Genomic DNA, 26987 nt, shown 5'->3' on the forward strand with positions numbered 1-26987 from the left:
TCTCAAAATTAATCAAGTTTGATGCTCAATCCAAGACCACGAAGCTCATGGAGCAATACGTTGAGAGACTCTGGAATGCCAGGTGTTGGCATTGGGTCGCCCTTCACGATTGCCTCGTATGCCTTGCTACGTCCTACAACGTCATCCGACTTGATAGTCAGAATCTCCTGCAATACGTGGCTTGCACCGAATGCCTCGATGGCCCAAACCTCCATCTCTCCGAAACGCTGACCACCAAACTGTGCTTTACCACCAAGTGGCTGCTGAGTAATCAGAGAGTAAGGACCGATAGAACGAGCGTGCATCTTGTCTTCTACCATGTGACCCAACTTCAAGAAGTAAGTCATACCTACGGTAGCTGGCTGGTCGAACTTCTCACCTGTCTCACCATCATAGAGGTAAGTAGAGCAGAAACGAGGCAGGCCTGCCTTGTCTGTCCATACTGAGAGATCCTCAAGATGAGCACCGTCGAAGATAGGAGTAGCAAACTTCACGCCCAGCTTTTTACCAGCTGCACCCAGGATACACTCAAAGATCTGACCCAGGTTCATACGAGAAGGCACACCCAATGGGTTCAATACCATATCTACAGGACGACCATCCTCCATGAATGGCATATCCTCAAGACGTACCACCTTAGAAACGATACCCTTATTACCGTGGCGACCGGCAAGCTTATCACCTACCTGAATCTTACGCTTCTTGGCGATATAAACCTTAGCCATCTGAAGAATACCTGATGGAAGTTCATCACCGATAGTAATAGCAAACTTACGACGCTTCAACTCAGCATCCAACTGCTTGTACTTGCGGATGAAATTCATGATCAGCTTCTGGATCAAGCTGTTGGCATGCTCATCGTCTGTCCAGTTGTTAGACTGTACACCATCATATTCGAGGTTCTTCAGAGCAGTTGTAGTAAACTTAGAACCCTTAGTGATAATCTCAGCACCAGAATAGTCTTTCACACCCTGAGAAACCTTGCCCTCAGTCAATGTGAGCAACTTATCTACGAGGATATCCTTCAAGTCCTCACCCTTTGCCTCATATTCCTCGTCGATTTTAGCGAGAATTATCTTATCCTGCTTCTTAGATTCGCGAGTCTTGATAGCACGAGAGAACATCTTCTTGTCGATGACGATACCGCTCAGAGAAGGGTTAGCCTTCAATGAAGAATCCTTCACATCACCAGCCTTGTCACCAAAGATAGCACGGAGCAATTTCTCTTCAGGAGAAGGATCACTCTCGCCCTTAGGTGAAATCTTACCGATCATGATGTCACCTGGCACGATACGAGCACCAACACGTACTACACCATTATCATCCAGATCCTTAGTAGCTTCCTCACTTACGTTTGGAATATCGCTAGTAAATTCCTCAACACCGCGCTTAGTCTCACGCACGTCGAGAGAATACTCATCTACGTGAACAGATGTCAATACATCATCACGTACCATACGCTCTGAGATAACGACAGCATCCTCATAGTTGTAACCCTTCCAAGGGATGTAAGCCACGAGCAGGTTGCGACCCAAAGCCAACTCACCATTCTCAGTAGCATAACCCTCTGTCAGGATATCACCCTTCTTCACGCGCTGACCCTTGTTACAGATAGGACGCAAGTCGATGGTCATATTCTGGTTGGTACGGCGGAACTTAGGAATACGATACTCCTTGAGTGCAGGCTCGAAACTTACAAACTCCTCATCCTCAGTACGATCGTAGAGAATGCGGATAGTAGTAGCATCTACGTATTCGATAACACCCTCGCCCTCAGCAGTAATCATCGTACGTGAATCCTCACATACCTGCTTCTCAAGACCTGTACCTACGATAGGTGCATCATTGTGAAGCAATGGAACTGCCTGGCGCATCATGTTACATCCCATCAAAGCACGGTGACCATCATCATGCTCCAAGAAAGGAATCAAACCTGCAGATACAGAAGCAATCTGCTGTGGAGATACGTCCACGTAATCTACATTATCTGGAGTTACAACAGGATAATCGGCATCCTGACGGCATTTTACTACGTCGCGAATGAAAGCACCATCCTCTGTCAGAGGTGCATTACCCTGTCCGATAATCTTTTCTTCTTCGTCCTCAGCAGTCAGGTAAACCACATCCTCGTTTGCCATATCCACCTTGCCGTCTCTAACCTTACGGTAAGGAGTTACGATGAAACCGAGGTCATTGATCTTGGCATACATACAAAGTGAAGAAATCAAACCGATGTTTGGACCTTCAGGACTTTCAATAGGACAAAGACGACCATAGTGAGTATAGTGTACGTCACGAACCTCGAAACCGGCACGCTCACGAGACAAACCTCCAGGACCTAAGGCTGAAAGACGACGCTTGTTAGTAACCTCTGCCAACGGGTTGGTCTGGTCCATGAACTGTGACAATGGGTTGGTACCAAAGAATGAGTTGATCACGCTTGAGATAGTCTTGGCATTGATCAAGTCGGTTGGAGTGAACACCTCGTTGTCACGTACATTCATACGCTCACGGATAGTGCGGCTCATACGAGCCAAACCTATAGAGAACTGATTAGCCAACTGCTCACCAACTGTACGTACACGGCGGTTAGACAAGTGGTCGATGTCATCGACAGTAGCACTTGAATTGATCAGCTGGATCAGATATTTGATAATTTCAATGATATCATCTTTAGTCAAGACACGAACATCCATATCGGTATCGAGTCCCAACTTCTTGTTGATACGGTAACGACCTACCTCACCCAAGTCATAACGCTTGTCAGAGAAGAAGAGGTTCTGGAATACTTCGCGTGCACTTGCATCATCGGCAGGATCTGCATTACGCAACTGGCGGTAGATGTAGTTCACGGCCTCTTTCTCAGAGTTACTTGGGTCCTTTGCCAAAGTATTGAAGATGATAGTGAACTTATTTGCAGCTTCCTCATCCTTGTGGAGAAGCACAGTAGAAGCACCACTTTCGAGGATTTCCTCTACATTTTCCTCAGTAAGTTCAGTCTCACGCTCCATGATTACCTCGTTACGCTCGATAGATACAACTTCACCAGTATCCTCATCCACGAAGTCCTCATTCCAGCTTTTCAATACACGAGCAGCAAGTCTCTTGCCAATAGCAGCCTTCATGTTCTTCTTATTTACCTTCACTTCCTCAGCGAGGTCGAAGATCTGAAGGATGTCCTTATCCTGCTCATAACCGATGGCACGGAGCAAAGTAGTGACAGGCAACTTCTTCTTACGGTCGATATAGGCATACATGACGTTGTTGATGTCAGTAGCAAACTCAATCCAGCTACCCTTGAATGGGATAATACGTGCAGAATAGAGCATCGTACCATTAGCGTGAACACCCTGACCGAAGAAAACGCCAGGAGAGCGGTGCAACTGAGAAACGACAACTCGCTCAGCACCATTGATCACGAAAGTACCATTATCAGTCATATAAGGTATAGTACCCAAGAATACATCCTGGATAAAAGTACCGAAATCCTCATGGTCAGGATCCGTACAATACAGCTTCATCTTAGCCTTCAAAGGTACGCTATATGTAAGCCCTCTCTCCAAACACTCATCGATAGAATAGCGAGGCGGGTCAATATAGTAATCCAAGAACTCAAGAACGAAATTATTACGAGTATCGGTGATAGGGAAGTTCTCAGAGAACACCTTATACAAACCGTCATTCTTGCGTTCCTCAGGCGGAGTATCCAACTGTAAGAAGTCTTTAAAAGACTTTAACTGCACATCGAGGAAATCCGGATATGGGTACGGATTATGAACGCTGGCAAAATTTACTCTGTTATCAACAATTTTTGTAGCCATTAGAAGTATTAAATGGTTTTATTAACATTATAAGAAAAGACACAAAAAGGTTAGGACTCGCCTACTGGGAGAATCCTAACCAATATGTAAGAGATGTATTACTCTAAATTACTTGAGCTCTACCTTAGCACCAGCCTCTTCGATAGCCTTCTTAAGGTTCTCAGCCTCGTCCTTAGATACACCCTCCTTGATAGTAGAAGGAGCACCGTCTACGAGATCCTTAGCCTCTTTCAAACCGAGACCACAAGCCTCCTTAACAGCCTTAACAACCTGGAGCTTAGCGCCACCAACCTCAGCGAGGACTACGTCGAAAGAAGACTTCTCCTCAGCTGCAGCTGCACCACCAGCAGCAGGACCAGCAGCTACAGCTACAGCTGCAGCAGCAGGCTCAATACCATACTCGTCCTTGAGGACTGTTGCCAACTCATTAACTTCCTTAACAGTAAGATTTACTAACTCTTCTGCAATAGCTTTAATATCTGCCATTTTTATTCTAAATTTTAATTTTATTTATACTATGAAATGATATAACATTGTGATTGATTACTCAGGACGCTCGCCCAATGTCTTAAGCACACCATGAATAGTGTTGCTTCCTGATTGAAGAGCAGAAATAACGTTCTTTGCTGGAGACTGGAGCAAAGCAACAATCTCTGCAATAACCTCGCTCTTGCTCTTGATTGCTGAAAGTTCAGCGAGTTTGTCAGCGCCTACATAGACGCCTTCCTCAGCATAAGCAGCCTTGAGAGCTGGAATGCCATCCTTCTCGTATTCCTTCAACAACTTAGCTGGTACGTTAGCCACGTTAGTGAACATAACTGCTGTAGTACCCTTCAAGCTTCCATAAAGTTCAGAGAAATCGATGTCTGAAGCCTCGAATGCCTTGTGAAGCAAGGTGTTCTTAACAACAACCATCTTGATTTCATTCTGGAAGCACTTGCGACGAAGTGCACTTGTCTTCTCAGCGTTCAATCCTGTAAGATCTACAAGATAGAAGTGAGGAAACTCCTGAAGCTTCTGTCCAAGTTCGGTGATAATAGTATCTTTAACTTCTTTCTTCATTTTACAAAACTTTTAGAGTTATTCAACTGATTTAGGATCAATCTTGATACCCTTACTCATAGTGCTAGAAATAAAGATACTCTTGATATATGTACCTTTAGCAGCAGCAGGCTTCAACTTGATAACTGTATTGATGAACTCCTTAGCATTTCCGTAGATCTGCTCAGATGTCATGCTAACCTTACCGATTGAAGTGTGGATAATACCAGCCTTATCAACCTTAAAGTCAATCTTACCTTGTTTAACTTCCTTAACTGCCTTAGCAACATCCATAGTTACAGTGCCACTCTTAGGGTTAGGCATCAAACCGCGAGGACCGAGAACACGACCCAAAGGACCGATCTTACCCATGCAAGAAGGCATAGTGATGATAACATCAATATCTGTCCAACCACCCTTAATCTTCTCAACATATTCGTCGAGACCTACGTAGTCAGCACCTGCTTCCTTAGCAGCAGCTTCCTGATCAGGAGTACAGAGAGCGAGCACACGTGTTACCTTACCAGTACCATTTGGCAGTGAAACAACACCGCGAACCATCTGGTTAGCCTTACGTGGATCAACACCTAAGCGTACATCGATATCGAGAGATGCATCAAACTTGGTTGTGGTAATTTCCTTAACCAACTCTGCAGCCTCTTTCAAAGTGTATGCCTTCCCTGCTTCAACCTTATCAGCTACTGATTTTTGATTTTTTGTCAGTTTACTCATTTTTCTAATTGAAGTTTTAAATTATTTACCAGGGAAGTCCCCTTTTACAGTAATACCCATACTTCTAGCAGTACCAGCGATGAGCTTCATAGCTGATTCAACAGTAAAGCAATTCAAGTCCTTCATCTTATCCTCAGCGATAGTCTTTACCTGATCCCAAGTAATAGTAGCTACCTTCTGACGGTTTGGTTGAGCAGAACCTGATTTAACTTTAGCAGCTTCTTTCAACTGTACTGCAGCAGGAGGAGTTTTGATTACGAAATCGAATGACTTGTCAGTGTAGTATGTGATAACGACTGGCAACACTTTACCTGCTTTATCCTGGGTGCGGGCGTTGAACTCCTTGCAGAATCCCATAATATTAATACCTTTAGAACCCAGTGCAGGTCCAACTGGAGGTGAAGGATTTGCAGCGCCACCTTTAATCTGTAATTTGATTAATCCAGCAACTTCTTTAGCCATTTCTTTGTTAATATTTAAAATTGAAACTTATAAAGGAGAATGTGTCCGTAACGGCACATTATTCCTTTTCTACTTGCGTATAATTTAACTCTAACGGAGTTTTACGTCCGAAGATCTTAACCATCACCTTCAGCTTATGCTTCTCGGCGTTTACCTCTTCGATAACACCACTGAAACCGCTGAATGGACCATCTGTTACCTTCACAGTCTCATCAACTGCGTATGGCACATCGAGATTTTCTTCAAACTCTGTCTCCTCTGCTGTACCCAACATACGATTGATATCAGACTGAGGAACAGGTGTTGGCTCATCCAAACCTCCAAGGAAACCTAAAACATTAGGCATGAAACGCAACGTGTGCGCAACATCACCTTTCAGTTTAGCTTCAACAAAAACGTAACCTGGAAGAGAAACCTTCTCTTTAACTACACGTTTACCATTGCGCACAGTTGCATGTTTTTCCACAGGAATCAGAATCTGTGAAACATGTGCTGCGAGCAAATCGTTGTGCTTCATTTCAGCCTCGATGTATTCTTTCACCTTAGCTTCCTTGCCGCTTACGGCTTTCAGCACATACCATTTATTACCTGTTGCTGCCATTTCCTATAAAAATTAACCTGGATAAACAACGCCCATGAGAGCCCTAAAAATAGAGTCCATTGCGAACACCACTAATGCAATGACAAGGGAAGCAGATAATACAACCATTGCACTGTGAGTAAGTTCGGCACGAGTTGGCCAAGTAGTCTTATGCGCAAGTTCATCGTAACATGCCTTGCAATAATTTACTATCTTATTCATATTATCTTCTTATTAGCACGGGTTGAAGGGCTCGAACCCTCGACACCTGGTTTTGGAGACCAGTGCTCTACCAACTGAGCTAAACCCGTAAGTAGCTCCCACTTCCGCAGAAGCGGGAGCCTTTATCTAGTAAATAGAGTATTCTAATTACTTAATGTCGTCAAGAATTGCAGTGATCTGACCAGAACCTACTGTACGACCACCCTCACGGATAGCGAAACGAAGACCCTCGTTCAAAGCAACCTTGTAGATCAATTCAACCTCGATCTCAACGTTATCACCTGGCATTACCATCTCAACTCCCTCTGGAAGCTTGATTTCACCAGTACAGTCCATTGTACGGAGGTAGAATTGTGGACGATATTTGTTACCGAATGGAGTGTGACGACCACCCTCTTCCTTCTTCAATACATAGATAGAAGCCTTGAAGTGATCGTGAGGAGTAATAGCACCTGGGTGTACGACTACCATACCACGCTTAACCTCAGCCTTATCGATACCACGGAGAAGCAAACCTACGTTATCACCTGCCTCACCCTCAGCGAGCACCTTGCGGAACATCTCAACACCAGTGATGACAGACTTCTTGTCCTCACCAAGACCGAGCAACTGAACTTCGTCACCAACCTTGCAACGACCAGTCTCGATACGACCTGTAGCAACAGTACCACGACCTGTGATTGAGAATACGTCCTCGATAGGCATCAAGAATGGCTTATCAACCTCACGCTCAGGCTCCTGAATCCACTCGTCAACTGTATCCATCAAAGTCTCAACAGACTTAACCCACTTCTCAACACCATTCAAAGCACCGAGAGCAGAACCACGGATGATAGGAGTATCCTCTTCGTAACCATACTGCTCGAGGATTTCATGAACTTCCATTTCAACGAGTTCGAGCATCTCCTCATCGTCAACCATATCGCACTTATTCAAGAAAACAACCAAGCGAGGTACGTTTACCTGACGTGCAAGAAGTACGTGCTCACGTGTCTGTGGCATAGGACCATCAGTAGCAGCAACTACCAAGATAGCACCATCCATCTGAGCAGCACCAGTAACCATGTTCTTTACATAGTCAGCGTGACCCGGACAGTCAACGTGTGCATAGTGACGCTTTGCAGTTTCATACTCGATGTGAGCAGAGTTGATGGTGATACCACGCTCTTTCTCCTCAGGAGCATTATCAATCTGATCGAATGACTTAACTGCCTCAGATGTACCGAGCTTCTCGTTCAATACCTTAGAGATAGCAGCGGTCAGAGTAGTCTTACCATGGTCAACATGACCAATTGTACCAATGTTAACATGCGGTTTGGTACGCACGAATTCTTCTTTAGCCATAGCTTTTCTTTTTATTTATATAAATGAATAATCTGTTCCTCTACCATCCTTAGAAAACTACCGAACGATAGAGCTGTAACTGAGAGTTGAACTCAGGACCTCTTCCTTACCAAGGAAGTGCTCTACCACTGAGCTATTACAGCAAGTTAATAAATTGAGCGGAAAACGGGGCTCAAACCCGCGACCCCCAGCTTGGAAGGCTAGTGCTCTATCAACTGAGCTATTTCCGCAAGTCAAAAGAAGTGGGTGGTGATGGATTCGAACCACCGAAGGCATAGCCAGCAGATTTACAGTCTGCCCCATTTGGCCACTCTGGTAACCACCCTTTTCTTTTTCTTGAGCCTCTTGTCGGATTCGAACCAACGACCCCGAGATTACAAATCACGTGCTCTGGCCAACTGAGCTAAAGAGGCAATCTTTACAGCCGCAATACGACTGATTTTTCCACCTATCGGAAAACGGCTGCAAAGATACAACATTATTTTGAATCTACAAATTTTTTTTCGACTTTTTTTTATCGATTGCGCATTTTTTCTTTAAATTTGGTCAATTGAACCTTCATAGAATCCACTGCCTGGTCAATTCCCTCTTCAAATGTATCGCATGTCTTCTCAACAAATAGTTTCGATCCAGGAACTGCGATTTCCAGGTGAACTTCCTTATTCAAGGCTGTGGCAGGCTTTACGACCTTTAATTGCACCTCTACTTTCTGTATATCTTCGTAAGTTTTTTCTAACTTGGCGATTTTCTTCTCGATAAACGCCTGTAACTTCTCGGTAGCATCGAAATGAATCGACTGAATCTTAATTTCCATAGTGACCTCCAATTTTAAAAGGTTATGCCCTGGGATGGGCTTCTGTATAAACTCGCTTCAACTGCTCGAAGGTGGTATGCGTATAGATCTCCGTGGTGGAGAGCCGGGCATGCCCGAGCAATCTTTTCAAACTTTCTATTCCTGCGTCATGATTCAGCATCGCCGTAGCAAATGTATGTCTCAAGACGTGCGGACTTTTCTTTTTCAACGAGCATACTCTTGATAAGCACTCCTTCACGATTTCTCTTACTTTGGCAGACGTCATTCTTTTTCCCTTATCTGAAAGGAACAAGGCTGGAGATTGGCTCTCCACGGTCTGATTGCGCAAGCGGATATACGCTTGGAGGGTTTCATCAAGCTCGTTTCCAAAAGGTACGATGCGCTGCTTGTTGCCCTTGCCGGTAATCTTGATTTCGTGGTTCACAAAACTGATCGCCTCATCATCAAGTCCTACCAATTCCGATAATCTCATACCTGTTTCATAGAATGTCATTATAATAGTACGCGCACGCACGCTATCATAATCTTCACCCCATTTCTGCCTGTCCAGAAGTTCATTCACCTCGCTCTCTTTCAAGAACTGCGGTAAAGGTTTCTCCTTTTTGGGCGTCAGAATGCTATGTGCTGGATCAGTATCTACATAATGCCTTGTCAATGCATACCGGTAGAAAGTGCGAACTGCACTCAGCCGGCGACCGACAGATGATGCCTTATTGCCTTTATCCATCATAGCCTCCATCCAGTTACGGATAATATCGGAGTCAATGGTCTCCCAAGTGAGGGAGTCTGACAGATTCTGGAAGTATGTTTCAAAGGCCCGAAGGTCTTCCGCATAGCTGTCTATTGTCATTTGCGAGCGATTCATCTCGCATTTCAAATAGTCCAAAAATCCATCAATATTCAACATAACGCTACTCGTATTCTTTTTACGGCAACGAAATTAAGGAAATTATTTCAAACTACCAAATTTTTTGAGGATTTTTTAATCTTTCTGCCAAACTTTGAGGATATTCTCGAGGAAAATCCTCAAAGATGGCGGTAAAATTACTCCTCGTTAGCGCGCAACTGCTGTACGTAGATGGCGTGTTCCATCTTGAGACGCTTCAAAACAGATGGCTTGTCATACTGCTGACGAGCGCGAAGCTCCTTAACAACACCTGTCTTTTCAAACTTTCTCTTAAACTTCTTGAGAGCTCTCTCGATGTTCTCACCGTCCTTAACTGGTACAATAATCATTTTTTTGCTTTTAATTTATTATGTTAAACTTATAATTTCTGAGCGAAAAGGGCACGATGCCACAATTTGCGGGTGCAAAATTACATCTTATTTATCAAATAACCAAGATTTTAGCCGACTTTTTGCACAAAATCGTTCATTTTGTGGCATTTAGCCCATTTTCATCCTCTCTAAAACTTCATTTTCTGCTGAAAATCATGCTTTTAGATACAGGAGTACAACTTTTATCTGCCGGAAGACATCACTCTATCCACCGGACGCGTTGCTTCCCTCAACCATTCCAGGTCTTCGCCTTCGAGATAAGGAGAAAGCTTTTCAAAAACATCACGATGATAGGTATCGAGCCATTCGATTTCTTCTGGCTGAAGCATGCTGAAATCTACCGGAGTCAGGTCGATAGGACAAAGCGTGAGGGATTCCATCTGCAGGAATTTGCCGAATTCCGTCGTCTGATAGTCTTTTATCAATAATGTATTCTCGATTCTCACTCCGAATTTGCCTGAAAGATAGAGCCCCGGCTCATCGGTCACGGTCATGCCGGCACGCAAAGGAGTGGGCTTCCATTCCATACGGATTTGGTGAGGGCCTTCGTGTACACTGAGATAAGCCCCCACTCCATGTCCCGTACCGTGCAGATAATTATACCCCTCGCGCCACATGCATTCCCTGGCCAGAGCATCCAGTTGAGTGCCCGATGCGCCATCAGGGAATTTGGCGAGTTCCAGTTGGATATGTCCTTTCAGCACTAGCGTATAGACGTGCTTCATCTCCTCTGTCACAGGTCCGAGCGCTATCGTACGGGTGATATCGGTGGTTCCATCCTGATATTGTGCTCCGGAATCTATCAGAATCAGACCTTCCGGCTTGAGAGCAACATCCGTTTCAGGCGTCGCCTCATAGTGAACAATGGCACCATGTGCCTGATAACCGGCTATCGTATCAAAGGAAATATCACGGAAAAGATGCTGCTCTGCACGAAGCGAAGTAAGTTTGCGGTCGATGGAAATTTCAGTCTGTCCACCAGCCTCCACAGCCGGTTTGAGCCATCTCAGGAACTTGACCATCGCCACTCCGTCTCTCAGCATTGCCTGTCGGAAACCCGCGATTTCCCTATCATTTTTCTGTGCTTTCATCGCTGGAATAGGTGATTTTCCTGCAATAATCTCCTGACATTTCACGGTTTTCCACAGAAAATAGCTGGTTTCATCGCCATCCAGAAGGATATTATACTCGGAATATCGCTCCAATCCTTCAGCCACCTTATTATATGGATAGAGCGAAATGCCGTTTTCAGTCAGATAAGCCTTCACCTCGTCATTGATTTTAGCAGAATCCACATAGAGCGAAACCTGCTGGGAGGAGATGAGAAGATAACTGACGAAGACAGGCACACAATGAACATCTGTGCCACGGAGATTGAGTGTCCAGGCGATATCATCGAGCGCAGAAATGAGCATTCCGTCGGCATGACGCTGGCGGAGAGCAGTCCGGATGCGGGAAATCTTGGAAGCAACGGATTCTCCTGCAAATTCCATCGGCTGAATTTCTACAGGATTGGCTGGGATGGCAGGACGATCTGTCCAAATCAGCCCCAATGGGTCTAAATTGGTTCTCACCGTGATGCCACCCGACTTCCGAAGATCGGCTATCAGCCCCATCATTTCGTGATAGGAATTTACCATACCATCGAGGCCCACTTCTGCATTTTCGCCCTGCAATTCCTGAGCAAGCCATTCAGAAATAGTAGGAGTACCCTCAATTTTCTGCTTCATCAACTGGAATTCCGTACCCTTCAACTGCTCCTCGGCAGCCAGGAAATAACGAGAATCAGTCCACAAAGCAGCTGATTTCATCGTAACCACCGCCGTTCCGGCAGAGCCGTTGAATCCGGAAATCCAAGTTCTACCCTGCCAATGATCGGCCACATATTCGCTCTGATGAGCGTCTGTACTTGGGAAAATAAAGGCAGAAAGATGCTCTCGGCGCATCACTTCCCTCAAACTTTCCAATCTCTGATTGATTTCATTCATAATTTTATCTCTATTATTTAATTTGCATCTGATTATATCTCTATCATATCCTAATTTGCGTCTGATTAAATCTCTGTCATACGTCTTAGTTTGCATCTGATTAAATCTCAGCGATATCTTCATCTCTGAGATTCCATTCTGAGCATTTTACACCTTATTATATATATAGGGAAAAGAAGCATCAGAAGAATCGCCCCAAAGGCGCAGAAAGAATCACCCCTAAAAATTACAGAAAGAATCATCAAAATAATCCAGTAGAATCTTCGAAAACGACTGAAAGATTCGATAAAAACCAGCCGGAAGCAGGAATTTTTCTTTCCATCAGAACGCATTTTGCTAATTAGAGATTACAAAGATAATAATTTTAAGAATTAACAACAAATTTAAGCGCAAATAAATGCACGTTTTACATTACTTTTTAGTAATTTTGCGGTCGGAAAAGAAAAATGAAGGTAAATATACTTTCAGATAGGTTCCACACCTCTCAGAGAGGGATTTCGGCAGTTAAGAAAAAGAATTTATAAACAACTTAATATAAAAAATTGTAGTTATGGAATTTTTAACTAATGACAAGCTTTTGATCGTCGGTGCCGGCGGTATGATTGGTTCTAACATGGTTCAGAGCGCTTTGATGCTCGGTCTTACTCCAAACATTTGTCTCTACGATATCTACGAGCCAGGTGTTCACGGTGTATTCGATGAGATTCAGCAGTGTGCATTCCCAGGCGTTAACGTAACTTATACTGTTAACCCAGAGGAGGCTTTCACTGGTGCTAAATATATCATTTCTTCAGGCGGTGCTCCTCGTAAGGAGGGTATGACTCGTGAGGACCTCCTCAAGGGTAACTGCAAGATTGCAGCAGAGTTCGGTGACAACATCAAGAAGTACTGCCCAGAGGTAGAACACGTAGTTGTTATCTTCAACCCAGCTGACGTTACAGCTTTGACAGCATTGATCCACTCAGGTTTGAAGCCAAACCAGTTGACATCACTCGCAGCTCTCGACTCTACTCGTTTGCAGCAGGCTTTGGCCCTCGAGTTCGGTGTACAGCAGGATAAGGTAACTGGTGCTCACACTTATGGTGGTCACGGCGAGCAGATGGCTGTATTCGCTTCTCAGGTTAAGGTTGACGGCAAGCCATTGTCAGAGATGGGTCTTTCTGACGAGCGTTGGGAGGAGATCAAGCACCACACAGTACAGGGTGGTTCTAACATCATCAAGCTCCGTGGCCGTTCTTCATTCCAGAGCCCAGCTTACAATGCAGTGAAGATGATCGAGGCTGCTATGGGTGGTGAGAAGTTCACATTGCCTGCTGGCTGCTATGTAAACCACGACAAGCTCGGTTTCAAGAACGTAATGATGGCTATGCCTACTACTATCGACAAGACTGGCGTTCACTTCACAGAGCCTACAGGTACTGAGGAAGAGCTTGCAAGCCTCGCTAAGTCTTACGAGCACCTTTGCAAGATGCGCGATGAGATCGTAGAGCTTGGTATCGTTCCTCCAGTAGCTGAGTGGAAAGAGATGAACCCTAACTTGTAATTCTTCTTCTTAGAATTTTTATAAGTGAATGAGATAGGGCTGAATTGTGAGATGATTTCTTGCGATTCAGCCTTTTTCTTTATTCCTTAAAGAAACTGTCATTACTGTATCTGTCATTACTGTCATCAGCTGTATTTTGCCAATAATGCCATTACGTTCATGGCTTGCTGGTTCAAAATCAGCCCATAATGGTTATTTTTTCCGTAATTTAGATGAAATGACTTTGGCATATTTTTTGTAATTTTGCAAACGAGAAAGAATTCATCCCCCAAAAGATGGGAAATAGTTGGGAAAGACAAATCATAATATTAAAGAAAGAAAAATGGAACTGATTAAAAACAAAACTTTCGGTGGTGAACGCCCACTCTTTGGCGCGCACGACGCCCGTTTGGAAGATATCACTATCACTGATGGAGAATCAGGTATCAAGTGCTGCAAGAACATAGAATGCCACAACTCTAAATTCTATGGAAAATATCCTTGGTGGCACGTGGACGGTTCTCTCATCACAGACTGCTATTTCGCACCTGAAAGCCGATCTGCTATCTGGTACAGCAACAATATGGTAATGAAAGACTGCACTATTGACGGACCGAAATTTTTCAGGGAAATGAAAAACCTCGAACTGGAGAATGTCAATATCACGGATGCTGACGAAACTTTCTGGAAAGTGAATGGACTGAAAATCAAGAATGTAAAACTGCACGAAGGTACATACCCATTCATGTTCTCAAAGAATATCTATGTGGACGGACTGGAAAGCGACTCGAAATATGTATTCCAGTACTGCCAGAATGTAGAAATTCACAACGCCAAGATTACCACCAAAGATAGTTTCTGGGAATGTGAAAATGTAACCGTATATGATTCTGAACTGAACGGAGAATATCTCGCATGGCACAGTAAGAACATCAAGTTGGTGCGCTGCCACATCAGCGGCGAACAACCTCTTTGCTATATGGATCATGTGATACTGGAAGACTGCACTTTCGACAAGGAATGCGACCGTGCTTTCGAGGACTGTAGTAATATCGATGCACATATCAAGGGTTGTATCACCAATATCAAAAACCCTATTTCCGGTCGTATCGAGGCCGACAAAGTGGGCAGCATCACCTACACCGAGTTTGCCAAAGCTCCTCAAGGCGCCTGCGAAATCATCGACAAATCGGAAGGTAAATAATCAAATTTTACGGACCTAACTTTTATGAAGGTCCGTAAAAAAACGATACACCCATATCCTCGTTCTTTAAAAGAACCTGACTAACAAAGAAAATAGAAAAAGAAATATGAAATACAATTTTGATGAAATCATCGACCGCCGGGGCACCAATTCCTACAAATGGGACCTGGTAAAGGAGGAAGATGTTATCCCTATGTGGGTAGCCGATATGGACTTCCAGACTGCTCCTGCCATCATCGAGGCCCTGCAGAAGCGAGTGGCTCACGGCATCTTCGGCTACACCCTGGTACCGGACTCTTACTACGAGGCCATCACCAGCTGGTTTGCCCGCCGCCACCATTGGAACATCGAGAAAGACTGGATACTCTATACATCGGGCGTTGTGCCTGCCATTTCCTGCTGTTTGAAGGCCATCTGCATGCCTGGCGAACAAGTGCTGGTGCAGACTCCTGTATATAACTGCTTCTTCTCATGCATCAAAAACAGTGGTTGCGAGGTGGTAGAAAACGAATTAAGACGAGTAGGAAACAGCACTTACGAGATAGATTTCGAGGATTTCGAGCGCAAATGTGCTGACGAAAAGACGACTGCTTTCATCCTCTGCAACCCTCACAACCCTGCCGGAAGGGTATGGAAAAAGGAGGAATTGGAGCGCATGAACGACATCTGTCTGAAGCACAACGTAAAGATAGTTGCCGACGAAATCCATTGCGAGCTCGTGATGCCGGGCTATCAGTACGTTCCGTTCGCAAACATCAGCGAAGCCTGCAGAGACAACTGCGTAGTATTGAATTCTCCATCCAAATCATTCAATATTGCCGGTCTGCAGATAGCCAACATCATCTGTCCAGATGCCGCATTGCGTCGCCGCATCAACAGGGCTATCAATATCAACGAGGTGTGTGATGTCAACCCATTCGGAGTCATTGCTCTCCAGGCTGCATACAACGAGAGTGAGGAATGGCTGGACGAACTGAACCTGTATCTCTATGAGAACTATCAGACCGTAAAGGAATTTTTCAATTCCGAATTACCTCAGGTTCGAATTACCCGTCTGGAAGGCACATACCTGGTATGGCTCGACATCCTGCCTTTCGAACTTTCGAGCGACGAGGCTTATGAGAAGCTGATGAATGACGGCAAGGTATTTGTGAATAGCGGCACCATGTATGGAAGAAAAGCCGGTCAAGGCTTCCTGCGCCTCAACATCGCCTGTCCTCGCAAGACCCTGATGCAGGGACTGATCCGTATCGCCAGAGTACTAAGCCAGTACGTGGAGGATGAGGACACAGGTTGTCCGATGTAATTCTTTAAGTGAAGAACGAAGAGTGAAGAGTGAAGAATTCAAATGCTTTTCGTGCTTCACTCTATTAGGATATAAACAATTAAAATATAAAACTGAAAGACAATGGAAAATGAAGTTTTGAAAGCCATTAAGGAGAGAAGAAGTATCCGTAGATACAAGGCTGATCAGATCACAGATGAGGAACTGAAAACCGTATTGGAGGCAGGCACATGGGCTGCCACCGGTCATGGCACTCAGGAACCATTCATCATCGCAGTACAGAATCCGGAGACCTGCGCCCAGCTTCGCAAGATGAATGCTGAGGTGATGGGTGTAGAGAGTGATCCTTACTATGGAGCACCAACCATCGTCATCGTTTTGGCTCCAGAGAGCAATGCGAACGCCATCAAGGACGGCAGTCTCATCCTCGGCAATATGATGTTGGCAGCCCACTCTATCGGTCTTTCTTCTTGCTGGATCAATCGCGAGGATGCCATGTTTGCTTCCGAGGAGGGCAAAAATCTGTTGAAAGAGTGGAATCTTCCTGAAGGGTTGATAGGAGTTGGAGCCTTGGCATTAGGCTATGCATCTGCTCATCCGCATACTGTAAAGCCTCGCAAAGAGGATTATTACCGCATCATAAAGTAAGAAAAGATATTTCAGTCTCACTTTACTGAAATACAATATCCCCTTTTGATTACTGATTTTGTAGATATAAAAAAATGCACCAGACGAGTTCTCTGCTATAAAACTATGTTTTGTAAGTCATAAAACTATGACTTACAAAACATATCCTCATTTTGCTGTCATTTACCGCATCAGAAGGTAGAAATTTATCACTTCTGCATAAAATCGCAAGTTTACGCACACTAAAATTTGCTGGTTACAAAAAAAGCAATACTTTTGCACCATAAATACAAAAGTACTGCTTTCATAAAATTATATTCTCCCTGAGAAAGGGGGCTTACTTCTTTGCAAAAAGAAAATCTTCCTATACTGACTATACTTAAAGCTGAACCTTAGAAAGAACCTTATCTGTTGCGCCAGACAGGCTCGCAACGAATTCTCCAGCCTTTTCTCCCGCAGACTTCAGGAAAGCTTCGTCATTCATCATCGACTTCATCAAGCCTGCAAAGTCCTCAAAATTGTTGATTTCGAATCCGCCGCCAGACTTCAGCAAGCCCTGAGCTTCCTGGAATTTCTTGTTGTTAGGACCGAAAATAACCGGCATATTCCATACGGCAGCCTCCAGGGTATTATGGATACCAACTCCGAAACCACCTCCGATATAAGCCACATCGCCATAATGGTACATGCTGCTCAGCAGTCCGAAACAGTCGATGATCAGCACATCTGCCCCAGCAGCTTCCTCAGGAGTAGTCTGAGTATAGCGCACCACCTTCTTATCCTTCAGCAGAGAAAGAATCAGTTTCAGATGTTCCTCGGCTATGACATGAGGAGCTATCAGCAAGCGCCAATCCTTATGCTCATTGAAGAAGCGGATGAAGATTTCCTCATCAGGAGGCCATGAACTGCCTGCTACAAACACTTTGTAGTCCTGAGAAGGAACGGATGCAGACTTACCCGCAGGGGATTCTGTCAAAGGACCATCAGAAGAATACCCATCAGCAGAAATTCCCTTTCTGAACGCCTCGCAGATAGGCAGATGCTTGGCTGCTTCCTTGATCTGCAGCACACGGTCGAAGCGGGTATCTCCCACCACATCCACATCCGTAATACCGATGCCGGCGAGCAGTCGCTTGCTCTCCTCATTCTGCACAAAGAAACGGGTGAAGCACTTCAAGACATTTGCATAGCTCCTGCCATACCACTTGAAGAATACCTGATCCTCACGGAAGATACTGCTCACACTATATGTAGGAATATTGCGGTACTTGAGAATATGAAGGAAATTAGACCAGAATTCATACTTGATGAAAAAAGCCATCACAGGGCGCACCAGGCGAAGAAAACGGATGGCATTCAGGCGGGTATCTACCGGCATATAGCAGATGATGTCTGCGCCCTCATAATTCTTGCGCACCTCATATCCGGAAGGCGAATAGAAGGTAAGCAGAATCTTATACTGGGGATAATCTCTGCGGATGCGCTCCATCAAAGGACGCCCCTGTTCAAACTCGCCAAGTGATGCGGCATGAAACCAGATATACTTTTCGGAAGGATCCACATTTTCCCTCAGTACCCTGAAGGCATCGCGCTCACCTCGCCACATCTTGCGCACCTTCTCATTGAAAAGGCTGGCGATGGCGATTCCCCAAAGCACGAAATAAATGACGACATTATAGATCATGTTTTTCTTTTTTTTGGGTTAGTATCTATAAATATCTAAATATAAATTGAATTCTCTCTGAGGAAAATCCCCGCACAAAGCAGAAATTTTCCACAGAAAGAGATAAAATATGCTGACTGCAATGCTTATCCGAGAACCTCAATGGCTCTGCGGAGACGCTTCAGAGTCTCCTCCTTGCCGAGGAAGGCTGAGATATCAAACATACCTGGACCCTTACCCTCGCCTACGAGCGTGAGACGGAAAGCATTCATCACATCACCGAGCTTATAGCCCTTATCCTCTACCCATTTCATCACAACAGGCTCCTGACCCTCGATAGAGAAATCCTCGATGCCCTCCAGCACTTCAGCCAGTTCGGTCATCTGCTGAGCAGAATACTCCTTCCAGCGCTTCTTGGCTGTCTTGGCATCATACTCTGTAGGAGGAATGAAGAAGAATGAGCACAATGGCCACAACTCATATACGAAGTTCACGCGATCCTTCATCATGTGTACCACCTGCTTCACGCGGTCCATTGTCTCCTCCACACCGTTATTAGCCACGATAGGCGCAAAGAGATTGGCTATCTCATCATCGCTCTTCATGAGGATGTACTCATGGTTGAACCAGATGCCCTTCTTGAAGTCAAACTTGGCTCCTGCCTTAGAACAGCGGGAGATATCGAAAGCCTTCACCAGTTCGTCGAGAGAGAAGATTTCCTGCTCTGTGCCAGGATTCCAGCCCAGCAATGCAAGGAAATTGACTACTGCCTCTGGGAAATAACCGCTCTCACGATAACCAGAAGAAACCTCGCCGGTCTTAGGATCGTGCCACTCCAATGGGAATACTGGGAAACCGAGACGGTCGCCATCACGCTTGCTCAACTTACCCTTACCCTCTGGCTTGAGAAGCAATGGAAGATGGGCAAAGCGAGGCATGGTATCCTCCCAGCCGAAAGCCTTGTAGAGAAGTACATGCAATGGTGCACTTGGCAACCACTCCTCGCCGCGGATCACATGAGAGATTTCCATCAGATGATCGTCCACGATATTGGCCAGGTGGTAAGTAGGAAGCTCGTCGGCACTCTTGTAGAGCACCTTGTCGTCGAGGATATCGCTCATCACCTTCACATCGCCACGAATCATATCGGTGACGTGGATTTCCTCTCCAGGTTCTATCTTGAAACGTACGGTATATTGCTTGCCGTCTGCGATGAGCTGGTCCACCTCTTCCTGAGAAAGGGTGAGAGAATTGCGCATCTGCATACGGGTGTGGGCATCATACTGGAAATTCTGGATTTCAGCACGCTTGGCCTCCAGTTCCTCTGGAGTATCAAAAGCGATGTAAGCCTTGCCATTGTCGAGAAGCTGCTGTACATATTTCTTATAGATGTCACGACGCTCGCTCTGACGGTAAGGACCATGCTCACCACCGAAGCTCACTCCCTCATCAAACTTGATGCCGAGCCACTTGAATGACTCCAGGATATATTCCTCGGCACCTGGTACGAAACGATGAGAGTCAGTATCCTCGATACGGAACACAAGTTCACCACCATGCTGGCGAGCAAACAAATAATTATAGAGGGCGGTACGTACACCACCAATGTGCAATGCACCCGTAGGACTTGGGGCAAAACGCACTCTTACTTTTCTATCTGCCATGTCTTATTTTATAGCTATTTTCAAAATTTTCTGCAAATTTACATCTTTTTTTGCGATTATAATAGTTTTTTTTCGTATTTTCGCACATGAAAAGGGAAATATGGGGCAAATCGGCATTTTTATTCAAAGAAATGCTCCTTTTTATCCATAAATATTCAAAAGTGAAGAGACTTTCCCACCAATCCAACAAGAAAAACAAAAACAAAAAAATATGAGTATATTCAACAATCCGGAAGAAAACTATTGGCGCAACCTGGTGACTAAGGCCATACTGGTCTGCATGACCGTGGCTGTCATCGTATGGTTTCTGCCTCGCAACGAGGGTCGCCAGTACCGATACGATGTAGGAAAACCATGGATGTACGGCTCTGTCATCGCCAAGTTCGACTTTCCAATCTACAAAACCGATGAAGCTATCAAGCACGAACAGGATTCGATGATGAACCAGTTCCAGCCCTACTATGGCCTGAATCCAACGGTGGAAAACGTGCAGGTGAACCGATTCCTCCACGATTTCCAGAAGGGAATACCCGGTCTGCCTAATGATTTTGTGGGGCTTATAGCCAACGAACTGCACAATGTCTATCAGATGGGCATCATCAACACCACGGAGTACAACCGCATCTTCAAGGATTCTACCAGCACCATCCGAATCATCAGCGGAAAGAACGTGAAAAGCGTGCCTATCAAGTCGTTCTACTCTACGATAGCCGCCTATGAGCATCTCTTTGCCAACGAAAAATTGGCTGCCCAGCGACCGCTGCTCTCCCGCTGCAACCTCAACAACTATATAGAGGCCAACATCATCTACGAAAAAGAGAAAAGCGAAACCGAGAAAAACGACCTGCTGAGCAGCATTCCATTGGCAAGCGGAATGGTGATGAGCGGACAGAAAATCGTGGACAGAGGCGAGGTGATCAGCGACTACACCTTCCGCGTGCTCACATCCTTCGACAAGGAAATGAAGCGGCGCACGTCCACTGAGGAGGAAATCACCACCACCATCATCGGACAGGTGCTCTTCGTATTCATCCTTGTCATGATGTTTACGTCATATCTCTCGCTCTTCCGCAAAGACTATTTCGAAAAACCGCGCAGCATCACGATGCTCTATGCGATGATCACGCTCTTCCCTATCCTGGTATCGCTGATGATGAAGCACAATTTCTTCTCTGTGTATATCATCCCGTTTGCCATGGTGCCTATCTTCGTAAGAGTATTTATGGATTCCCGCACGGCATTCATCACCCATGTCACGATGATTCTGATATGTGCGGCGGCTGTAAAATACCAGTATGAATTCATCATCGTGCAGCTGGCTTCCGGACTGGTGGCCATCTATTCGCTCCGTGAACTGAGCAAGCGCTCGCAGATATTCATCACAGCCCTGCTGGTGACGGTGGCAAGCGGAGTGGTATATCTGGCACTGCAGCTGATGCAGGACAATGAGGTATTCAATATCGACACCAGCATGTACACCCATTTCACCATCAACGGCATCTTCCTATTGCTTTCCTATCCACTGATGTATCTGATAGAAAAGCTGTTCGGATTTATCTCGAATGTCACATTGTTTGAACTTTCGAATACCAACAAGGGACTGCTGCGCAACCTGAGCGAGATAGCTCCAGGCACCTTCCAGCACTCCATCACCGTGGGAAATCTGGCTGCCGAAATCGCCAACCGCATCCATGCCAACAGTCTGCTCGTGCGTACGGGTGCATTATATCATGACATCGGCAAGATGAGCAATCCTGTATTCTTCACCGAAAATCAGGCTGGCGTCAATCCGCACGACCAGCTTACCGATCTGGAGAGTGCACAGATCATCATCAGCCACGTGACCGAAGGCTTGAAAATGGCAGAAAAGGCCAACCTTCCTGGCATCATCAAGGATTTCATCTCCACCCATCATGGCACCGGGCTTACCAAGTATTTCTATATTAATTATTGTAATGCCCATCCAGATGAAAATGTAAACAAGGAGCTTTTCCAGTATCCAGGTCCGAATCCATTCACCCGTGAGCAGGCTATTCTGATGATGGCCGACACGGTGGAAGCAGCCTCCCGCTCGCTCAACGAATATACCGAGGAAAGCATCAGCACGCTCATCAACAAGCTCATCGACGGTCAGGTGGCTGAAGGTTTCTTCAAGGAATGTCCTATCACCTTCCGCGACATCGCCCTGGCCAAAGTGGTGCTCACAGAACGTCTAAAATCCATTTATCATACGCGAATTTCGTATCCGCATCTGAATAAATAACTGGTGATTATTGAACATAAATAAATCCCGATTTATTGCACATATCATTTATTCTGTGCAGTAATTTGGGATTTTATTGTTAATATACTTTAAATAAGAAATAAAAGTAGTAGCGAAATAGAACATTCTTCTTACCTTTGCGGACGTTTTTATTTAAATTTATTAAAATGAAGAAACTAAAATTAGTTTGTGTTGCCATTGCGATGGCAGGTGCAGCACCTACTTTTGCAGGTGGTTTGCTCACTAATACAAACCAACATGTAGCATTCAATAGAATGATGAGCCGTGAGGCTTCCATCGGTATCGATGGTGTTTATTACAACCCAGCAGGCGTTGTATTCATGGGTGAAGGCCACCATCTTGCCATCAACTGGCAGTTGGCTTATCAAACTCGTACTATCAACAATGATTACTCTTTGTTTACTAATAATGTAAACAATCCTATCACCCCTCGTGATTTCAAGGGTAAGGCTTTTGCCCCAGTTATCCCTTCCTTCCAGTATGCCTACAACAAGGGCAAATGGTCGTTCCAGGCTAACTTCTCTCTCACTGGCGGTGGCGGTAAGTGTACCTTCGATGATGGTCTGGGTTCTTTCGAGAAAATCGTATCAGAGACTGCTATTGCTGCTTGCGGACTGGCAGGTGTCGTTGACCAGACTTTAGGCAATAAACTCGGTCAGCAAGGCATGGAAATGTTCACTTCAGACCAGGCTTTCGGCAAAACCGGCAAGTACAGCTTCAACAGCTATATGCACGGTCGCCAGTATTACTATGGTCTCTCTGTAGGTGCAGCATATAAGTTCTGTGATAACTTCAGCGCATTCTTGGGTGTTCGCGGTGTCTATGCATTGACCAACTACTATGGATATGTAGAAAACATCAATGTAGGCAACATGCCTCTCTATAAAGTGCTCGACCCTACGAAGGAAAATGCTGCCAACATCGAGTTGAGCTGCGACCAGACTGGTGTAGGTTTCACTCCTATCATCGGCGTAGATTACAAGACAGGCCGCTGGAACTTCTCTGCTAAATACGAGTTCAAGACCCGTATTCGCCTGAAGAACAAGTCAGTAAACCAGACTCCAAGTATCGGTAACTTGCCAGCCAACCTTGCCAATCAGATGACAGGCATCCTGACTGATAAATTTCATAATGCAGGTCTTCCACTTGAGCAGGCTAAGCAGCAGGCTGAAAACACTACCAATGCAGTATTGAATGACCCAACAGTAGGAGCTACTATGATGGGCTTGAAGACCCAGTTTGACCAGAAGTTGAACAAGGCTATCGGTGAATATGAGGATGGCAAGAAGATTGCTGGTGATATTCCTGCTTATTTGGCTCTCGGTATTGGCTACAGCCCTGTCGATGCAGTAAGAGTAAACGTAGGTTTCCACTGGTTCGACGACAAGAATGCTACATCTTACAACAACCGCAACAAGGAGTTGAAGCGTGGTACTTTGGAGTATAATGCAGGTGTAGAGGTAGACGTTAACAAGAAAATCACCCTGAGTACAGGTTGGCAGAACACAAACTATGGTTTGTCTGATGAGTATATGGACGACAAGTCATTCGTAGTAGGTTCAAATTCTGCTGCCATCGGTGGTGTTTATCACATCAACAAGAAGATGGATCTCAACGTAGCTTACTTCCACACATTCTATCAGCACAAGAAGACTTCTGAGACTGTTCAGCTTGCAGCTGACAAGAGCATCGTCTATAATTCAGACTATACACGTAATAACAACGTGTTTGCCGTAGGTCTCGACATTAATTTCTAAATGATAGATCGTTCTGAATAAGAATCCTGAAGAAATTCGGAACACATAACTACAACAATCAAAAGAGGGTGTGTCATAAGTTAAAGACACATCCTCTTTTTCGTTTCTTCATTGATTTTCTTCACATGTTTTTTCTTTCATTGGATTTCACGGATAAATCGGAGGCAGTTTTGCTTATCGGATTATTCACGGATTTCCGCGGATATTTGACCTCTGTCCAATGGCTGGCGCCGTAGCGATCCAATTAAATTATAATATTCTCTCTTACATCGGATCCACATCATAATAAATGACCAAAGCCCCATATCGCGGATCTTTCGACATTTTTTCTTGAGCAAACAATAGGAATTCCCTCACTTTCCTATAGTCAAGAGAATTCTCCAACTTGATGACAATCTTACGGATATTCATTGTCTTCACACGAGCCACTGCAGGCTTGTCAGGCCCTAAGATTCTCTCCCCAAACCATCCTCGCAAGGTCTGTCCCAGCTCCATACTTGCCTGCTGACAGACTTTCTCATGCTTGTGCTTCAGATAGACGTTGATGAGATGATAGAACGGCGGATAATGAAAGGCTCTACGCTCTTCCAGCAAGTCGCGATAGAAAGTGGCATAATCATTGTGAACCACCTGCGAGATAACAGGCAATTCCGGAGATTTCGTCTGCAGAATCACCAGTCCTCGCTTGCCCTTTCTGCCAGCCCTTCCACTCACCTGCGCCATCATCATAAAGGCATGTTCGTAGGCCCGGAAGTCAGGATAATTGAGCATCGAGTCGGCATTGAGAATACCCACAACGCTCACCTTGTCAAAATCCAGTCCCTTGGAAATCATCTGCGTACCGATAAGCAGGTTGGTCTTTCCCGAAGAAAAATCCTCTATCAGGCGTTCATAGGCATTGCGGGTGCGGGTCGTATCAAGATCCATACGGGCAATACGCGCCTCAGGGAAGATTTCAGTCAACTGGTCTTCCACCTTCTCTGTTCCGATACCACGCCCCGTCAGTTCGGTACTTCCACAGTTAGGACATTCCGTAGGAACAGGATACGTGTAGCCACAATAATGACAGGTAAGCAGATTGATATTCTTATGCAATGTGAGCGACACATCACAGTTTTTGCATTTCGGAACCCATCCACAGACCTTACACTCAATCATCGGCGCAAAACCGCGCCTATTCTGAAAGAGAATAGCCTGTTCGCCACGCTGCAAGGCCTCTCTTACGGCAGCCAAGAGTTGTGGCGAATATGCCCCCTTCATAATCTTGCGATGGCGCAAATCCTTCACATCCACCACCTGTATTTCCGGCAGCTGGATGTCTTTATATCGCGTTTTCATCTCCACCAGACCATACTTTCCCTGCTGGGCATTGTAATAACTTTCCATCGAAGGAGTAGCCGTACCCAAGAGCACTTTGGCTTCGGGATACATACTTGCCAAAACGATGGCTGCGCTGCGAGCATGATAGCGAGGAGCCGGGTCCTGCTGCTTGAAACTGGTTTCATGCTCCTCATCCACTATCACAAGTCCGAGTTTCTGAAAAGGCAGGAAGACTGCACTTCTGGCTCCTAAGATGACATCATAAGGATGATCAGACATCTGTTTCTGCCAGATTTCCACACGCTCTGCATCGCTATATTTCGAGTGATAGATACCAAGTCGGTCTCCAAAAACCCGGTGAAGACGTTCCATAATCTGCACCGTAAGCGCAATTTCTGGCAAGAGATAAAGTACCTGCTTATGCTCATCGAGCGCCTGTTTGATGAGGTGGATATAGACCTCCGTCTTACCGCTGGAAGTCACTCCATGCAAGAGCACCACATTCTTCTTCATCATCTGCATCAGAATCTGGTTGTAAGCATCCTGCTGGGGCATCGAGAGCGGTTTGATCAACTCGAAATGAGATTCGCCAGATGTATTCAGACGCCCTACTTCTATCTCGTATGTAAAAAGAAATCCCTTATCTATCAGACTTTTGATAATGGCAGAGGTGGAATGACTCTCGTTCATTAGTTCCTCCTTTGTTACTTTTTCTATAAAAGAAGGAATATCAGAAGGCTGATTTCCATTTGAAGAAGGAATATCAGGAGACTGCATATTTCTCAATTCATAGAATTCCTCCCGCAGCAGTCCGTTTTCATCTACTTCGTTTTCGAGAAGAATATCCCAATGAGACAGTTGGAGGAAGGTGGTAAAAGCCTTCATTTGCTTGACAGCCCTCCCCATCATCTGAAGCGCCACACGGAGCGTCTGAGGATTGCGATAAGCACTCGACAAACCGACATATAGCTCCATTTTGGGTTTAAACTTCTCTGTAGATTTCAGTCCAGCCGGGAAAGCAGCATTATAGACATCACCCAATGGAGACATGTAATAATCGCTGATCCACGACCAGAGCCGGTATTGCCTTTCCAGAAGCACAGGGTTTTCATCCAGCACCTGCTCTATCGGTTTCACCTCAAAAGCAGGCTTCTCATCATGCGTTTTCACCGCCATACCGATATACTTCTTGCTCCTTCCCAGGGGTACGAGCAGGCGCTTGCCAAACACAACCCTCCCTTCCATTCCATCAGGAACAGAATAGGTAAACAAGCCTGGAAGCGGCAAAGGAAGTATCACATCTACGTATTTCATACTGAAAAGTCATCTTGAGAATTATATCGTTGTGCAAAGATAACAATAAAAAAGCAGATACCCAA

At 45.1% G+C, this 26987-nt stretch carries 21 protein-coding genes and 5 tRNA genes; 6 read left to right on the top strand and 20 right to left on the bottom strand.

What is annotated here, in order from left to right:
- Positions 1-8: 8 nt before the first annotated feature.
- The 17 genes from rpoB to EXN75_RS07145 all read right to left on the bottom strand — a co-directional run bounded on the left by rpoB (position 9) and on the right by EXN75_RS07145 (position 12282).
- Positions 9-3821, bottom strand: coding sequence for a DNA-directed RNA polymerase subunit beta (rpoB, locus tag EXN75_RS07065; protein WP_134843274.1), 3813 nt, complete (start codon positions 3819-3821; stop codon positions 9-11).
- 108 nt (positions 3822-3929) lie between these two features.
- Positions 3930-4307, bottom strand: coding sequence for a 50S ribosomal protein L7/L12 (gene rplL / locus EXN75_RS07070; RefSeq protein ID WP_089543935.1), 378 nt, complete (start codon positions 4305-4307; stop codon positions 3930-3932).
- 57 nt (positions 4308-4364) lie between these two features.
- Complete coding sequence (gene rplJ, locus EXN75_RS07075; protein ID WP_118116747.1) at positions 4365-4883, bottom strand: 50S ribosomal protein L10; 519 nt, start codon at positions 4881-4883, stop codon at positions 4365-4367.
- 18 nt (positions 4884-4901) lie between these two features.
- On the bottom strand, positions 4902-5594 hold the full coding sequence (rplA, locus tag EXN75_RS07080) for a 50S ribosomal protein L1 (protein WP_118116749.1): 693 nt from the start codon (positions 5592-5594) through the stop codon (positions 4902-4904).
- A gap of 21 nt (positions 5595-5615) precedes the next feature.
- Complete coding sequence (gene rplK, locus EXN75_RS07085) at positions 5616-6056, bottom strand: 50S ribosomal protein L11 (protein ID WP_118116751.1); 441 nt, start codon at positions 6054-6056, stop codon at positions 5616-5618.
- A gap of 58 nt (positions 6057-6114) precedes the next feature.
- Positions 6115-6657 carry a transcription termination/antitermination protein NusG gene (nusG, locus tag EXN75_RS07090; RefSeq protein WP_118116754.1) on the bottom strand — a complete coding sequence of 181 codons (543 nt, stop codon included), beginning with the start codon at positions 6655-6657 and terminating at the stop codon, positions 6115-6117.
- Positions 6658-6669: 12 nt separating this feature from the next.
- Complete coding sequence (gene secE / locus EXN75_RS07095) at positions 6670-6858, bottom strand: preprotein translocase subunit SecE (RefSeq protein ID WP_118116756.1); 189 nt, start codon at positions 6856-6858, stop codon at positions 6670-6672.
- A 16-nt stretch (positions 6859-6874) separates the two neighbouring features.
- Positions 6875-6947 (bottom strand) — tRNA-Trp (locus EXN75_RS07100).
- 58 nt (positions 6948-7005) lie between these two features.
- A complete protein-coding gene (tuf, locus tag EXN75_RS07105; RefSeq protein ID WP_118116758.1) occupies positions 7006-8202 on the bottom strand; it encodes an elongation factor Tu in 1197 nt (398 codons plus the stop codon).
- Positions 8203-8273: 71 nt separating this feature from the next.
- Positions 8274-8345, bottom strand: a tRNA-Thr gene (locus EXN75_RS07110).
- Between the two features lie 14 nt (positions 8346-8359).
- A tRNA-Gly gene (locus tag EXN75_RS07115) sits at positions 8360-8432 on the bottom strand.
- A 13-nt stretch (positions 8433-8445) separates the two neighbouring features.
- A tRNA-Tyr gene (locus EXN75_RS07120) sits at positions 8446-8527 on the bottom strand.
- A gap of 14 nt (positions 8528-8541) precedes the next feature.
- A tRNA-Thr gene (locus EXN75_RS07125) sits at positions 8542-8615 on the bottom strand.
- A gap of 101 nt (positions 8616-8716) precedes the next feature.
- Positions 8717-9016: a ribosome hibernation-promoting factor, HPF/YfiA family gene (hpf, locus tag EXN75_RS07130; protein WP_022110492.1), complete on the bottom strand. Its 300-nt coding sequence runs from the start codon at positions 9014-9016 to the stop codon at positions 8717-8719.
- Between the two features lie 22 nt (positions 9017-9038).
- Positions 9039-9920, bottom strand: a complete 882-nt coding sequence (locus EXN75_RS07135; RefSeq protein ID WP_118116790.1) for a tyrosine-type recombinase/integrase — start codon at positions 9918-9920, stop codon at positions 9039-9041.
- A 140-nt stretch (positions 9921-10060) separates the two neighbouring features.
- Positions 10061-10252: a 30S ribosomal protein S21 gene (gene rpsU / locus EXN75_RS07140; protein WP_006848852.1), complete on the bottom strand. Its 192-nt coding sequence runs from the start codon at positions 10250-10252 to the stop codon at positions 10061-10063.
- Positions 10253-10476: 224 nt separating this feature from the next.
- Positions 10477-12282, bottom strand: a complete 1806-nt coding sequence (locus EXN75_RS07145; RefSeq protein WP_134843275.1) for an aminopeptidase P family protein — start codon at positions 12280-12282, stop codon at positions 10477-10479.
- A gap of 550 nt (positions 12283-12832) precedes the next feature.
- Between EXN75_RS07145 and EXN75_RS07150 the strand changes: the two genes are divergently transcribed.
- The 4 genes from EXN75_RS07150 (at position 12833) to EXN75_RS07165 (ending at position 16941) form a co-directional block, all read left to right on the top strand.
- A complete protein-coding gene (locus EXN75_RS07150) occupies positions 12833-13825 on the top strand; it encodes a malate dehydrogenase (RefSeq protein WP_118116762.1) in 993 nt (330 codons plus the stop codon).
- A gap of 322 nt (positions 13826-14147) precedes the next feature.
- Positions 14148-15008, top strand: a complete 861-nt coding sequence (locus tag EXN75_RS07155; protein ID WP_134843276.1) for a DUF3737 family protein — start codon at positions 14148-14150, stop codon at positions 15006-15008.
- Between the two features lie 106 nt (positions 15009-15114).
- Positions 15115-16314 (top strand): MalY/PatB family protein, encoded by a 1200-nt coding sequence (locus tag EXN75_RS07160; RefSeq protein WP_134843277.1) that lies wholly within the window; start codon positions 15115-15117, stop codon positions 16312-16314.
- Between the two features lie 102 nt (positions 16315-16416).
- Positions 16417-16941, top strand: coding sequence for a nitroreductase family protein (locus EXN75_RS07165; protein ID WP_118116768.1), 525 nt, complete (start codon positions 16417-16419; stop codon positions 16939-16941).
- A gap of 358 nt (positions 16942-17299) precedes the next feature.
- On the opposite strand, the gene EXN75_RS07170 is transcribed toward EXN75_RS07165, so the two are convergent.
- Positions 17300-18601, bottom strand: coding sequence for a 3-deoxy-D-manno-octulosonic acid transferase (locus EXN75_RS07170; protein ID WP_134843289.1), 1302 nt, complete (start codon positions 18599-18601; stop codon positions 17300-17302).
- Positions 18602-18729: 128 nt separating this feature from the next.
- On the bottom strand, positions 18730-20247 hold the full coding sequence (gltX, locus tag EXN75_RS07175) for a glutamate--tRNA ligase (protein WP_134843278.1): 1518 nt from the start codon (positions 20245-20247) through the stop codon (positions 18730-18732).
- Positions 20248-20458: 211 nt separating this feature from the next.
- Between gltX and EXN75_RS07180 the strand changes: the two genes are divergently transcribed.
- Positions 20459-22510, top strand: coding sequence for an HD family phosphohydrolase (locus EXN75_RS07180; protein ID WP_134843279.1), 2052 nt, complete (start codon positions 20459-20461; stop codon positions 22508-22510).
- A 167-nt stretch (positions 22511-22677) separates the two neighbouring features.
- Positions 22678-24288 (top strand): OmpP1/FadL family transporter, encoded by a 1611-nt coding sequence (locus EXN75_RS07185; protein ID WP_134843280.1) that lies wholly within the window; start codon positions 22678-22680, stop codon positions 24286-24288.
- Positions 24289-24552: 264 nt separating this feature from the next.
- Here the strand turns inward: EXN75_RS07185 and priA are convergent, their stop codons facing one another.
- A complete protein-coding gene (gene priA, locus EXN75_RS07190; RefSeq protein WP_134843281.1) occupies positions 24553-26922 on the bottom strand; it encodes a replication restart helicase PriA in 2370 nt (789 codons plus the stop codon).
- Positions 26923-26987: the final 65 nt, after the last annotated feature.

It is taken from the genome of Segatella hominis (assembly GCF_004535825.1).
GTDB lineage: Bacteria > Bacteroidota > Bacteroidia > Bacteroidales > Bacteroidaceae > Prevotella > Prevotella hominis.

Bases quoted from the DNA above. Each gene is read 5' to 3' on its own strand.
- EXN75_RS07145 (WP_134843275.1), bottom strand. From the start codon at position 12,282: ATGAATGAAATCAATCAGAGATTGGAAAGTTTGAGGGAAGTGATGCGC.
- tuf (WP_118116758.1), bottom strand. From the start codon at position 8,202: ATGGCTAAAGAAGAATTCGTGCGTACCAAACCGCATGTTAACATTGGT.
- EXN75_RS07165 (WP_118116768.1), top strand. From the start codon at position 16,417: ATGGAAAATGAAGTTTTGAAAGCCATTAAGGAGAGAAGAAGTATCCGT.
- priA (WP_134843281.1), bottom strand. From the start codon at position 26,922: ATGAAATACGTAGATGTGATACTTCCTTTGCCGCTTCCAGGCTTGTTT.
- EXN75_RS07160 (WP_134843277.1), top strand. From the start codon at position 15,115: ATGAAATACAATTTTGATGAAATCATCGACCGCCGGGGCACCAATTCC.
- gltX (WP_134843278.1), bottom strand. From the start codon at position 20,247: ATGGCAGATAGAAAAGTAAGAGTGCGTTTTGCCCCAAGTCCTACGGGT.
- rplK (WP_118116751.1), bottom strand. From the start codon at position 6,056: ATGGCTAAAGAAGTTGCTGGATTAATCAAATTACAGATTAAAGGTGGC.
- EXN75_RS07185 (WP_134843280.1), top strand. From the start codon at position 22,678: ATGAAGAAACTAAAATTAGTTTGTGTTGCCATTGCGATGGCAGGTGCA.
- secE (WP_118116756.1), bottom strand. From the start codon at position 6,858: ATGAATAAGATAGTAAATTATTGCAAGGCATGTTACGATGAACTTGCG.
- EXN75_RS07180 (WP_134843279.1), top strand. From the start codon at position 20,459: ATGAGTATATTCAACAATCCGGAAGAAAACTATTGGCGCAACCTGGTG.
- rplJ (WP_118116747.1), bottom strand. From the start codon at position 4,883: ATGAAGAAAGAAGTTAAAGATACTATTATCACCGAACTTGGACAGAAG.
- rplL (WP_089543935.1), bottom strand. From the start codon at position 4,307: ATGGCAGATATTAAAGCTATTGCAGAAGAGTTAGTAAATCTTACTGTT.
- hpf (WP_022110492.1), bottom strand. From the start codon at position 9,016: ATGGAAATTAAGATTCAGTCGATTCATTTCGATGCTACCGAGAAGTTA.
- nusG (WP_118116754.1), bottom strand. From the start codon at position 6,657: ATGGCAGCAACAGGTAATAAATGGTATGTGCTGAAAGCCGTAAGCGGC.
- rpoB (WP_134843274.1), bottom strand. From the start codon at position 3,821: ATGGCTACAAAAATTGTTGATAACAGAGTAAATTTTGCCAGCGTTCAT.
- EXN75_RS07155 (WP_134843276.1), top strand. From the start codon at position 14,148: ATGGAACTGATTAAAAACAAAACTTTCGGTGGTGAACGCCCACTCTTT.
- EXN75_RS07150 (WP_118116762.1), top strand. From the start codon at position 12,833: ATGGAATTTTTAACTAATGACAAGCTTTTGATCGTCGGTGCCGGCGGT.
- rplA (WP_118116749.1), bottom strand. From the start codon at position 5,594: ATGAGTAAACTGACAAAAAATCAAAAATCAGTAGCTGATAAGGTTGAA.
- rpsU (WP_006848852.1), bottom strand. From the start codon at position 10,252: ATGATTATTGTACCAGTTAAGGACGGTGAGAACATCGAGAGAGCTCTC.